Source organism: Micromonospora sp. NPDC003776, from assembly GCF_053605645.1.
This window is the reverse complement of sequence record NZ_JBSGJR010000174.1, coordinates 1-11,467: the sequence shown is the minus strand read 5'-3', so window position 1 is coordinate 11,467 and position 11,467 is coordinate 1. Positions and strand designations below refer to the sequence as shown.

At 73.1% G+C, this 11,467-nt stretch carries 12 protein-coding genes; 10 read left to right on the top strand and 2 right to left on the bottom strand.

The genetic code is table 11. The features are described from left to right. Together ACWEVO_RS16450 and ACWEVO_RS16445 are read left to right on the top strand one after the other, a co-directional pair. Positions 1 to 480 (top strand): FMN-binding protein (locus tag ACWEVO_RS16450; RefSeq protein ID WP_452308374.1); only part of this gene is annotated, 480 nt, incomplete at its 5' end. A 46-nt stretch (positions 481 to 526) separates the two neighbouring features. Then, positions 527 to 1,249 carry an FAD:protein FMN transferase gene (locus tag ACWEVO_RS16445; RefSeq protein ID WP_452308373.1) on the top strand — a complete coding sequence of 241 codons (723 nt, stop codon included), beginning with the start codon at positions 527 to 529 and terminating at the stop codon, positions 1,247 to 1,249. Positions 1,250 to 1,663: 414 nt separating this feature from the next. On the opposite strand, the gene ACWEVO_RS16440 is transcribed toward ACWEVO_RS16445, so the two are convergent. Continuing rightward, entirely contained in the window at positions 1,664 to 2,335 is a 672-nt protein-coding gene (locus ACWEVO_RS16440) for a bifunctional DNA primase/polymerase (protein ID WP_452308372.1), read from the bottom strand. A 245-nt stretch (positions 2,336 to 2,580) separates the two neighbouring features. Here ACWEVO_RS16440 and ACWEVO_RS16435 point away from each other — a divergent pair, with 245 nt between their 5' ends. From ACWEVO_RS16435 to mctP, 7 genes are all read left to right on the top strand, one after another. Continuing rightward, the gene (locus ACWEVO_RS16435; RefSeq protein WP_452308371.1) at positions 2,581 to 3,807 is read left to right on the top strand and encodes a helix-turn-helix domain-containing protein; all 1,227 of its coding nucleotides are present in this window, start codon (positions 2,581 to 2,583) and stop codon (positions 3,805 to 3,807) included. A gap of 25 nt (positions 3,808 to 3,832) precedes the next feature. Continuing rightward, complete coding sequence (locus ACWEVO_RS16430) at positions 3,833 to 4,414, top strand: flavoprotein (protein WP_452308370.1); 582 nt, start codon at positions 3,833 to 3,835, stop codon at positions 4,412 to 4,414. A gap of 138 nt (positions 4,415 to 4,552) precedes the next feature. After that, a complete protein-coding gene (locus ACWEVO_RS16425) occupies positions 4,553 to 5,383 on the top strand; it encodes a Nif3-like dinuclear metal center hexameric protein (RefSeq protein WP_452308375.1) in 831 nt (276 codons plus the stop codon). Then, positions 5,380 to 6,117, top strand: coding sequence for a zinc ribbon domain-containing protein (locus ACWEVO_RS16420; RefSeq protein WP_452308369.1), 738 nt, complete (start codon positions 5,380 to 5,382; stop codon positions 6,115 to 6,117). The genes ACWEVO_RS16425 and ACWEVO_RS16420 overlap by 4 nt, the downstream gene beginning before the upstream one ends. Positions 6,118 to 6,122: 5 nt before the next feature. Beyond that, a complete protein-coding gene (locus ACWEVO_RS16415) occupies positions 6,123 to 7,343 on the top strand; it encodes a bifunctional RNase H/acid phosphatase (RefSeq protein ID WP_452308368.1) in 1,221 nt (406 codons plus the stop codon). Positions 7,344 to 7,692: 349 nt separating this feature from the next. Beyond that, positions 7,693 to 7,935, top strand: a complete 243-nt coding sequence (locus ACWEVO_RS16410) for a DUF3311 domain-containing protein (RefSeq protein ID WP_452308367.1) — start codon at positions 7,693 to 7,695, stop codon at positions 7,933 to 7,935. Next, positions 7,935 to 9,590, top strand: a complete 1,656-nt coding sequence (gene mctP / locus ACWEVO_RS16405) for a monocarboxylate uptake permease MctP (RefSeq protein ID WP_452308366.1) — start codon at positions 7,935 to 7,937, stop codon at positions 9,588 to 9,590. The genes ACWEVO_RS16410 and mctP overlap by 1 nt, the downstream gene beginning before the upstream one ends. A gap of 70 nt (positions 9,591 to 9,660) precedes the next feature. Here mctP and ACWEVO_RS16400 read toward each other — a convergent pair whose 3' ends face one another. Continuing rightward, positions 9,661 to 10,128: a MarR family winged helix-turn-helix transcriptional regulator gene (locus ACWEVO_RS16400; RefSeq protein ID WP_452308365.1), complete on the bottom strand. Its 468-nt coding sequence runs from the start codon at positions 10,126 to 10,128 to the stop codon at positions 9,661 to 9,663. A gap of 56 nt (positions 10,129 to 10,184) precedes the next feature. Between ACWEVO_RS16400 and ACWEVO_RS16395 the strand changes: the two genes are divergently transcribed. After that, positions 10,185 to 11,417 (top strand): MFS transporter, encoded by a 1,233-nt coding sequence (locus ACWEVO_RS16395; protein ID WP_452308364.1) that lies wholly within the window; start codon positions 10,185 to 10,187, stop codon positions 11,415 to 11,417. Positions 11,418 to 11,467: the final 50 nt, after the last annotated feature.

Genomic DNA, 11,467 nt, shown 5'->3' with positions numbered 1-11,467 from the left:
CCTCGCGGAGCCGGTCGGCCAGCGCGCAGAGGTGCTTGGTGGCGGCCGGCAGGTCACCAAGGCTCCGCCGCCGTACCGGCCCCGGCGGCGACCGGCGCGAAACCCTCGGCCAAGCCGAGCGCGAGCGGCAGCCGGAGCGCGGGCGCCAAGCCCACCGGGACCACGGCCGCGCCGAAGACCACCACCGCCGCGCCGAAGCCGGCGACCCGGACCCTGTACGGCCCCACGGTGAGCTACCGGTACGGCTCGCTCCGGGTGCAGATCACCGTCTCCGGCACGAAGATCGTCAACGCGACCGCGACCGGGATGCCGAGCAGCGGTGAGTCCGGTCGCAAGAGCGACGACGTGCAGGCCGCCTACAGCGGCACCTCCGGCCAGGTGGTGCAGAAGCAGAGCGCCAACCTGAACACCGTCTCCGACGCCACCTACACCAGCGACGCCTACCGGCAGTCGTTGCAGAACGCGATCAGCCAGATCTGAGGTGGCGGCGTCCACGCGACCCGGGCTCACCCGGGTGGAGCACGTGATGGGTACGGCGATCAGCCTCGACCTCGCCGACGACCTGCCGCCCGCGCGCCTGGCCGAGCTGGCCGACCGGACCTTCGACTGGCTGCGCGAGGTCGACGCCCGGTTCAGCACCTACCGCGACGACAGCGAGGTGTGCCGGCTGGACCGGGGCGTGCTGCGGCTCGCCGACGCCTCCGCCGACCTGCGACTGGTGCTGGAACGCTGCGCCGACCTGTGGGCCGCCACGGACGGCTGGTTCGACGCGTACGCCACCGGCCGGCTCGACCCGTCCGGCTACGTGAAGGGCTGGTCCGCGCAGGTCGCCTCGGACCGGCTGGTCGACGCGGGCGCGCCGAACCACTGCCTCAACGCCGGCGGCGACGTGGTCGTCCGCGGGCTCGCCCCGACCGGGGAGCCGTGGCGGATCGGGGTACGCCATCCCGACGACTGGTCGTCGGTCTGCCTGGTGCTCGCCGGCACCGACCTCGCCGTCGCCACCTCCGGGGTGCACCACCGCGGCCACCACGTGATCGACCCGCGGCGGGGCGAGCCGGCGCGCGGGCTGCGGCTGGTCACCGTGGTGGGACCGGACCTGGGCCACGCCGACGCGTACGCCACCGCCGCGTTGGCCATGGGGGAGTCCGGGATCGGCTGGCTCGATCGCCTCGACGGCCACCTGCACGCGGTGATCACCGACGACAACCGCCTGCTGCACTCCACCCGGCTGCCGCTGGTCGACTGAACCCGGCATCCCGGACTGTTTCCGGCCGCCTCTGGGTGTGTTGATCGACTCGGGGTGCGGCATTCCGGCCCCTCCGGTCGCCGGTAAGGCCCGACCTGTCGCAACCCGCCCGCGCTGCCGCAGCGGGCCCGTGCGGCGCGGCGCGGGGCGGGGCGGCGGGGGCGGCGCTCAGCGGAGGGGGCGGTGGAGGATGGCGGGGCGGGAGCCGGTGGGGCGGGGACGGCCGGGCCGGCTGCCCGCGGGGCGGGTGCCGCCCCAGCGGTGCGGGCGGCGGTGGTGCCGTGAAGGTTCGGTGCCGCCGGTGTGGCGGGCCGCGTCGTCCGTGGACATGATCAACCCCCGCTCTGGCGCGTGCGCGCCGTCACCGGTTCAACGAGTGCGCCCGGGGACAGGACGCTGTCCGGGAGCCGTCGGTCACCCGCCGCGCCGGGGGAGCGGGAGCTGGCCGGGGAGCAGGTCGGAGATGAGCGTGACGCCGGCCGACCGTAACGCCTCGATCAGCGCGTTCTGTACCAGGTACGAGTCGGGGAGCTGCCAGCGCGCCTGTTCCGGGGCGACCGCCCAGCGGACCGTCCCCTCCGGCAGCCGGGTCGGCGGCGCCGCGATCCACGAGCCGGGGCCGTGCCGGACCACGTGGAAGCAGTGCTCCAGCTCCGGCCGGAGCGGGTCGCCCGGGCGGACCAGGAACATCCAGCGGCCGGTCGGGGTGACCAGCACCGGCCCGCGTACCCCGAAGCCGGCCGGGTGCGTGGCGATCGCGTCCAGCACCCGCCGGCCGAGGTGGGCGGCGACCTCCAGCACGTCGAACGCGCGCCCCGTGGGCAGCAGCACCCCGTGTGGGCGGTCCCGCCACCAGGTGGCCACCCGGGCCGGGTCGGCGCTCGCCGCCTGCTCCCAGTTCTCCAGCGCCGGGTGGCAGCCGACGGTGGGGCAGCCGGCCCGCCCGCAGACGAAGCGGCGGTTCGCCAGGCAGGCGCCCGGGGTCACGTCCCAGCCGTGCAGCGCGTACCGGACGGCGACCCGGCGCAGCCGGACGCGTTCCAAAGGAGACAGGTGAGCCACGCGCGGTCCGACATTCCCCCACATGAGTGCCTCATCCCCTCTTTGTCCTGATTGGACACTCCGATGTAACACGTCGAACGCCGTCACTGCTGAATTTGACAGTCGTTGAGCTGACGAACGGCTGATGCAACTTGCACGGAAACTACGAGGAATGGCCGGATGGCCGACGTACAGACTGTGCGACCAGCGAAAACCTGAATACCGACGGACCGTTGCGATGGTCGACCGGGGGAGATCAGCCGGACGCGGGCAGGGGGAGGGATGGAGAGATGGATGATTTGCCCATAGGCCGTCGGGTGGCGTACTGGCGCAGCCGGCGCAAGATGTCCCAACAGGTCTTCGCCGACCGCCTCGGCAAGTCCAAGAGCTGGGTGGACAAGGTCGAGCGCGGCGTCCGGCGGCTGGACAAGTTCTCCGTCGTCTACGAGATCGCCGACATCCTCCAGGTCGACGTGCAACTGCTGCTCGGCAAGGACCCGGAACGGCGTACCGACGCCCTCAACTGCATCGACCAGGTCGAGGTTGAGGAGATCCGGGCCGCGCTCGAGCGGTACGACTCGATGAGCGCCTACTTCGACGCGGCGCCCTACCCGCCGCCGCTGGCCGACATGCGCAAGGCGGTCAACCACGCCTGGCTCACCTACCAGTACGGCCGTTACGGCATGCTCACCCGCGCCCTGCCCAAGCTGCTGCGCGACGCCCAGGCCGCCGACGCCGGCCACGGTGGCGACCAGGCCCGGGAGGCCGCCCACCTGCTCGGGCAGGCCTATCAGATCGCCTCCTCGGTGCTGCGCAAGCTCGGCGAGTGCGACCTGGCCTGGCTGGCCGCCGACCGCTCGATGGCGGTCGCCCAGCGGGCCGACGACCCGCTGCTCGCCGGCATCGCCACCACCCGGGTCTGCAACGCCCTCGTCGCCATGGGCCGCCCCCGCCCGGCGCTCGAGCTCAACGTCCGGATCGCCAACCGGCTCGCCCCCGGCGGCGGCAACGACGCCAGCCCGGAACGCCTCTCCGTGTACGGCATGCTGCTGCTGCAGGGCGCGATGGCCGCCGCCCGGATCGGCGACTCCGCCACCGTCGGCGACCTGCTCTCCGGCGCGGAGGAGGCGGCCACCCTGCTCGGCGGCGACCAGAACCACTACTGGACCTCCTTCGGCCCGACCAACCTGCTGCTGCACCGGGCCGCCGCGGCGGTGGAGCTGGGCGACGGCGGCCGGGCCGTGGAGACCCACCACGGCATCGCCGAACCGTCGTTCAACGCCCTCCTGCCCGAGCGCCGCGCGCACCACCTGCTCGACCTGGCCCGCGGGTACGCCCAGATCGGTGACGTGGCCAACGCCGGCGAAATGCTGCTGCGCGGCGACCGGCTGGCGCCGTCCGAGATCCGCTGCCGGCCGATCGCCCATGAGGTGATGTCGGACGTGCTCCGTCGCACACGGGGTACGCCGCCTCCGCCGATCGCGGAGTTGGCTGAGCACATGGGAGTCGGAGTATGAGCGAGCGCAGCACGGGTCCGGTCGGATGAACCCTCCGCAGACCACCGACGGGCGCCCGCCGGTGCTCTACGTCATCGCCTGCGGTTCGCCGCTGGCCCGGAACGTCGTCCGGCTGGTCGACCTCGCCCAGCGGGACGGCTGGGACGTCTGCGTCGTGACCACGCCGGACGGCGCGAAGTTCGTGGACCGCGCCGCGCTGGCCCGGCAGACCGGTCATCCGGTGCGCACCCACTACAAGAACCCGGGCGACCTGGACGTCCTGCCCGCGGCGGACGCCATGCTGGTCTGCCCGGCGACGGTCAACACGGTCAACAAGTGGGCGGCCGGCATCACCGACACCCTCGCCCTGGGCCTGCTGGTCGAGGCCCAGGGGCTCGGGGTGCCGATCGCGGCCGTCCCCTACACCAACACCGCGATGGCCGCGCACCCCGCGTTCCGCGCCGGCCTGGCCCGGCTGCGCGAGTGGGGCGTCCAGGTGGTCTTCGGCGACCACGTCGTGCCGCTGCACCCGCCGGGCACCGGTGAGCAGCACCTGGACGCCTTCCCGTGGGCGGTCGGCCTGGCCGCGCTGCGCGGCGCCCGGCGCCCGGTCGCCCCGGTCGGCTGAGGTGCGAGGAGGGGCCCCTTGTCCTCGCATTCCGCGGTACAAGGGGCCCCTCCGCACCGCTGTGGGCGTGGCGGGCGCGCAACGCCGGTAAGCTGGCCGGCCGTGAGCACAACCGGATCCCCGCCCACGGTCGCCGACGTGGTGGCCGCGCTGGACCGCCGCTACCCGCCCGGCTGGGCCGAGGAGTGGGACCGGGTCGGCCTGGTGCTCGGCGAGCCCGCCGCCGGCGTACGCCGCGTCGCCTGCGTGGTCGACGTGGTCCCGGAGACGGTGGAGGAGGCGCTCGCCGCCGGGGCCGACATGATCGTCGCCCACCACCCGCTGCTGCTGCGCGGCGTCTCGTCGGTCGCCGCGACGACGTACAAGGGGCGGATCGTCCACCGGTTGATCAAGGCGGACGTCGCGCTGTACGTGGCGCACACCAACGCCGACGTGGCCGACCCCGGCGTCTCCGACGCCCTCGCCGCCCGGTTCGGGCTGACCGGGCTGCGCCCGCTGCACCGGCCGCGCCCCGGCTCCCCGGCGGACGGCCCCGGGCGGGGCATCGGCCGGATCGGCGAGCTGCCCACCCCGATGACCCTCGCCGAGCTGACCCGGCGCGCCGCCGCCGTGCTCCCTGTCACCGCCTGGGGAGTTCGCGCCGCCGGGGATCCCGGGCGTATGGTTCGTACCCTCGCGGTCAGCGGTGGCTCGGGGGACAGCTTCCTCGCCGAGGCGACCGCCGCCGGGGTGGACGCGTTCCTCACCGCCGACCTGCGCCACCACCCCGCCGGTGAGCACCTCGCCGCCGGCGGCCCGGCCCTGCTGGACGCCGCCCACTGGGCGACCGAACGCCCCTGGCTGGACGACCTGGCCGCCCAGCTGCGGGACGAGCTGGGCGTCGAGACAGTGGTGTCCGACCTGGACACCGACCCGTGGACCGTGCACGCCGCCGCACCCCGACCGGACGACAAGGAGCCCCGACCGTGAAGGCTGACCCGAAGGTGCAGCGCCGTCTGCTCGATCTGCAGGCGATCGACACCGCCCTCGCCCAGCTCGCCCACCGGCGCCGCACGCTGCCGGAGCTGGCCGAGCTGGAGGCCCTCGCCCGGGAGCTCTCCGCGCTGGAGGACGAGCGGGTCCGCGCCCAGGTGGCCGTCGACGACCTGGACCGGGACATCGCGCGGCTGGAGAAGGACATCGACCAGGTGCGCGCCCGCAAGAGCAAGGACGAGGCCCGGCTGGCCGCCGGCAGCGGCCCGGCCCGGGAGCTGGAGGCGCTCCAGCACGAGCTGGTCTCGCTCAACCGCCGGCAGGGCGACCTGGAGGACGCCGAGCTGGAGCTGATGGAGCAGCGGGAGACCGCGCAGGGCGTGCTCGACGGCGTGGAGCGGCGGATCGCCGAGGCCCGCGACCGGCGGGCCGCCGCCGAGCAGCGCCGCACGGAGAGCCTGGCGGAGATCGGCAAGGAGGAGGAGTTCAAGCGCAGCGCCCGGCAGCCGCTCGCCGGCGACCTCCCGAGCGACCTGGTCGCCCTCTACGACCGGATCCGTACGGACACCGGCCTCGGCGCGGCGCTGCTCACCGGCGCCCGCTGCGGCGGCTGCCGGCTGGAACTCTCCGGCGCCGACCTGGCCCGGATCCGCAAGGCCGCCCCGGACGACGTGGTCCGCTGCGAGGAGTGCCGGCGGATCATGGTCCGGACGAGCGAGTCGGGGCTGTAGCCGTCGTGGCGGTGCGTGCGGTCGTGGTGGAGGCCGACGGCGGTTCCCGGGGTAACCCGGGGCCGGCCGGTTACGGCGCGGTGGTCCGGGACCCGGAGACCGGCGAGGTGCTGGCCGAGCGCTCCGAGGCGATCGGCACCACCACCAACAACGTGGCCGAATATCGCGGCCTGATCGCCGGGCTGGAGGCCGCCGCCGAGCTGGGCGCGGCCGAGGTCGAGGCGCGGATGGACTCGAAGCTGGTGGTCGAGCAGATGTGCGGCCGCTGGCAGATCAAGCACCCTGGGCTGCGGCCGCTCGCCGCGCAGGCGGCCGGCCTGGTGGGCCGGTTCGACAGCGTCCGGTTCAGCTGGGTGCCCCGGGAGCGCAACAAGCACGCGGACGCGCTGGCCAACGCCGCGATGGACGCCGCCGCGGGCAGGGCTCCGGCCCGCCCGGCGGTGGCGTCGCCGCGGATCGTGGAGCCGCCGCGCGAGGTCGCGGGCCCGGACTCGGCGGCCCGCGCCGCCGCCCGCGAGGTGGCCGCCCGGGCCGCCACCGGCCGGGCCACCGGCACCGACCCGGCCACCACGCCGGCCTCCTGGGAGCCGCGGCCCACCGAGGAGGCCACCCGGCTGATCCTGGTCCGGCACGGGGAGACCGAGCGCACCGTGCAGAAGCGCTACTCGGGCCGCGGTGACGTCCCGCTCACCGACCGGGGACGGGTCCAGGCCGGCGCCACCGCCGCCCGGGTGGCCGCGCTGGCACCGTCCGTCGCGGCCGTGGTCAGCTCGCCGCTGTCCCGGTGTACGGCCACCGCCGAGGCGGTCGCCGCGCTGGTCGGCAACCCGCCGGTACGCACCGACGAGGACCTGATCGAGTGCGACTTCGGGGTCTGGGAGGGGCGCACCTTCGCCGAGGTACGCGAGGGCTGGGCCGGGGAGCTGGACGCCTGGCTGGCCTCCCCGAGGATCGCCCCGCCGGAGGGCGAGTCGTTCGCCGCGGTCGCCGAGCGGACCGGCCGGGCGGTCGAGCGGCTGCACGACGCGTACCCGGGAGAGACCGTCGTGGTGGTCTCCCACGTCTCGCCGATCAAGCTGGTGCTGCGCGACGCCCTGGCCGCCGGCGACGCCTTCCTGCACCGGCTCTACCTGGACACCGCCGGCATCTCGGTGCTGGACCTCTACCCCGACGGTGGCGTCGCGGTCCGCTCGGTCAACGACACCGCCCACCTGACCGGGCTCTGAGCCCCGAGGTCCGGCTCGTCCCGGCGGCCCGCCGAGGATCGCTCCTGTTCAGGCCCCCTCTCGAGCCGATGTCGGCAACGACTCGCCGGGTCGGGTGGTCCGCCCGGCGATCCCGGCGCCCGGACGACCCTCAGGCCTGTTGAGTCGTTCAAGGCATCAGCTCCACAGGCGCCGGCAGGAGGGCCCGGCCGACCGGGCCGCCGCAGGCCCCCGGGACGATGCCGGCCGTTCGGCGCACGCGGGCCGCCGCTCGGCGCATCACCGTCGCCCGCCTGAACGTGACCGCGTTCACAGAGTCGTAGCCTCCGGCCGTCACATGGCAAGTTACGACTTCCCGGAGGTGTGTCACATGGCTGCACCAGAACCGGAGGCGCCGACAACGGCGCGATCCAGGGCGAAGGACCACAGCCCCTGGAACTGGTTGCTCTTCATCCCGATCGTGGTGCCGCTGATCCCGGCCTTCTTCAACGCCGACTCACCCCGGCTGTTCGGTTTCCCGCGCTTCTACTGGCTGCAACTGGCCTGGATCCTGCTCGGCGTCGGTACCACGACGCTCGTCTACCAGCTGACCAAGAGGCGGGGTGACCGGTGATGTGGCGGGACCACCTGACTGAGATCATCGTCTTCACGCTGCTGTTCCTGCTGGTCAGCGCGATGGGCTTCGTGGCGGCCCGGTGGCGGGCGCCGCGCGACATGGCGCACCTGGACGAGTGGGGGCTGGGCGGCCGCAGCTTCGGCGGCTGGATCACCTGGTTCCTGGTCGGCGGTGACCTCTACACGGCGTACACGTTCGTGGCGGTGCCGGCGCTGATCTTCGGCTCCGGTGCGCTCGGGTTCTACGCGGTGCCGTACACGATCGTCATCTACCCGCTGGTGTTCCTGGTGCTGTGCCGGCTCTGGTCGGTCTCCCACCGGCACGGCTTCGTCACCCCGGCGGACTTCGTCCGCAACCGCTTCGACTCGCCGATCCTGGCGCTGCTGGTCGCGATCACCGGCATCGTGGCGACCATGCCGTACATCGCGCTGCAGCTGGTCGGCATCGAGGCGGTGCTCAAGACGATGGGCGTCACCGGGGACAGCGCGCTGGCCCGGCACCTGCCGATCATCATCGCGTTCGCGATCCTGGCGGCCTACACGTACCAGTCCGGGCTGCGCGCGCCCGCGCTGATCGCGTTCGTCAAGGACTCGCTGATCTACATCGTGATCCTGGTGGCGGTCATCTACCTGCCCTACAAGCTCGGTGGCTGGGGGAGCATCTTCGACGCGGCGGACGCGAAGTTCAAGGCGAGTCCGGCGCCGGGCGACGGCATCCTGCTCAACGCCAACAACCAGCTCCAGTACGTCACCCTGGCGTTCGGCTCGGCGCTGGCGCTCTTCCTCTACCCGCACAGCATCACCGGCGTGCTGGCCAGCCGGAACCGGGACGTGATCAAGCGGAACATGTCCGCGCTGCCGGCGTACAGCCTGCTGCTCGGCCTGATCGCGCTGCTCGGGTACATGGCCATCGCGGCCGGCGTGAAGCCGCTGCCCGGCGCCAAGGCCGGCAGCGTCGACGGCAACACGGTGGTGCCGCTGCTCTTCGACAAGCAGTTCCCGGACTGGTTCGCGGGCGTCGCGTACGCGGCCATCGGCATCGGCGCGCTGGTGCCGGCGGCGATCATGTCAATCGCGGCGGCGAACCTGTTCACCCGCAACATCTACAAGGAGTACCTGAAGCGGGACGCCTCCCCGGCGCAGGAGGCGAACGTCTCGAAGATCGCCTCGCTGGTGGTGAAGGTCGGCGCGGTGGCCTGCATCGTCTTCCTCGACCCGCAGTTCTCCATCGACCTGCAGCTCATCGGCGGCGTGATCATCCTGCAGACGCTGCCCGCGGTGGCCCTGGGCCTCTACACCCGCTGGTTCCACCGGACCGCGCTGATCGCCGGCTGGGTGGCCGGCATGGGCCTGGGCATGTGGATGCTCTACCAGATCGCCAACCCGACCACCGGCAAGAAGCACTTCGCCGGGTCGGCCTTCCCGCTCTCCGAGTTCGGCTTCGACACCAAGAAGACGATCTACGTGGGGATCGTGGCGGTGCTGGTGAACCTGGTGGTCGCCGCGCTGCTCACCCTGGTGCTGCGGGCGTCGAAGGTGGCCGACGGGGTGGACGGCACCACTCCCGACGACTACTTCGCCGACGAGGGCGACCCGCGCGTCACCCCGGGTGCCGAGCGCGACGCCGACGCCGCCCCGGAGCCCGTCGCCTGAGTGAAAGGAAGGGCCCCCTGTTAACGCCTCGCGTTGTACAGGGGGCCCTTCGTAACACCGGCGTCGCTGTTCAGCGGGGCCGGTTGCGCGCGTCCAGGGCCTCGTTCAGGCGGTGCAGCAGGTCGGCGAGGGTGTCCCGGTCGTCGGCGGACCAGTTCCCGAGGATGTCGCCGTAGAGCCGGGTGCGGGCGGCCTGCACGGCGGCCATCCGTTGCAGGCCGGCGGGGGTGGGCGAGATCACCGTGCCGCGCCCGTCGGCCGGATCCGGGGTACGCGCGATCAGCCCGTCCCGCTGCATCGCGGAGACCTGCCGGGTCACCGTGGAGCCGTCCAGGTTCAGCCGGGCGGCCAGCGCCGAGACGTTCTGCGGGCCGGCCTTGTCCAGGTGCCGCAGGATCACGTACGCGGCCCGGTCGAGTACCCGGTGCTCGGCGGTGCCGGTGGCCCGGCGGGTCGCCTCGCCCAGCCGCATGAGCAGTGCCACCTCGGTCTCGATCCGGCCGAGTGTGACCTCTTTCGCGTTGGCGTCCTCCGTCATAGCTGTATGATACAACTGAATTACCTGTACGATACAGCTATCTGGGAGGTTGCGGAGTGGATCGGCGTTCCGAGCCCAACCGCAGTGCCATCTACGCCACCACGCTGGTGGCCTTCCTGGCCATCGCCGGCATCGCCGTGGTGGACCCGATCCTGCCCGCCATCGGCGACGCGATCGGCGTCACCGCCTGGCAGGTCGAGCTGCTCTTCACCGCGTACATCGCGGTGATGGCGGTCGGCATGATCCCGGCGACCCTGGCCAGCGGAAAGTTCGGCTTCAAGCCGGTGCTGATCACCGGCGTCTCGGTGGTCGGCCTGGCCGCCATCCTCGCCTCGTTCAGCAACGACATCGTGCAGCTCTCCGCGCTGCGCGGCGTCTGGGGGCTGGGCAACGCGATGTTCTTCGCCACCGCCATGGTGGTGCTGGTCAACCTCGCCAACGACCGGGAATGGGTGGTCGGCCTCTTCGAGACCGCGCTCGGCCTCGGCTTCGCCGTCGGCCCGCTGATCGGCGGCCTGCTCGGCCAGGTGAGCTGGCGACTGCCCTTCTTCGTCTGCGGCGTCTTCATGGTCCTGGCGCTCGCCGTCGCCTCGCGCAAGCTCCGCGAGCCGGCCCGCAAGCAGGCCCCGGTACGCCCCGGCCAGATCTTCTCCACCTACCGCAAGCCGGCGTTCGTCACCCTCTGCGTGGTCACCGCCGCCTACAACTTCGTCTTCTTCGTGGTGCTCGGCTACACCCCGCTCTACCTGCACCTCGACGTCATCCCGCTGGGACTGGCCTTCACCGGCTGGGGCCTCGGCCTGGCCGCCGGCATCCTGCTGATCGGGCACCGGCTCGCCCACCGGATCGGCGCGGTGCAGACCGTCGGCGTGGCCATCGCCGGCCTGCTGGTCTGCATGGTCCTCTTCGCCACCTCGACCGGCACCGCCATGTCACTGGTGGTCCTGGTGCTCGCCGGCCTGTTCATGGGCCTGGCCAACGCCAACCTCACCGACCTGGCGCTCGGCCTCGGCTCCAGCGACCGCCGGGTCGCCACCGGCGCGTTCAACCTGGTCCGCTGGGGCGCCGCCGCGCCCGCCCCGATCATCTCCGGCAAGCTCGCCGAGCACGGCCTGGCCCTGCCGTTCTGGGTCGGCTTCGGGGTGCTCGCCGTCGGCGTGCTGGTCTACCTCGCCTTCGCACACGTGATGGCCGCCGGCTACGGCGAGCGGGTGCTCTGGTCCCGGTGGAACTCGGCCGCCCGGCGCAACGAGCACGCCCCCGAGGAGCCGGTCGGCGAGGCGTACTGACCTTCCCCTCCTGGTGGGCGGACCGCCCCGGCGCACTGTCGCGCCGGGGC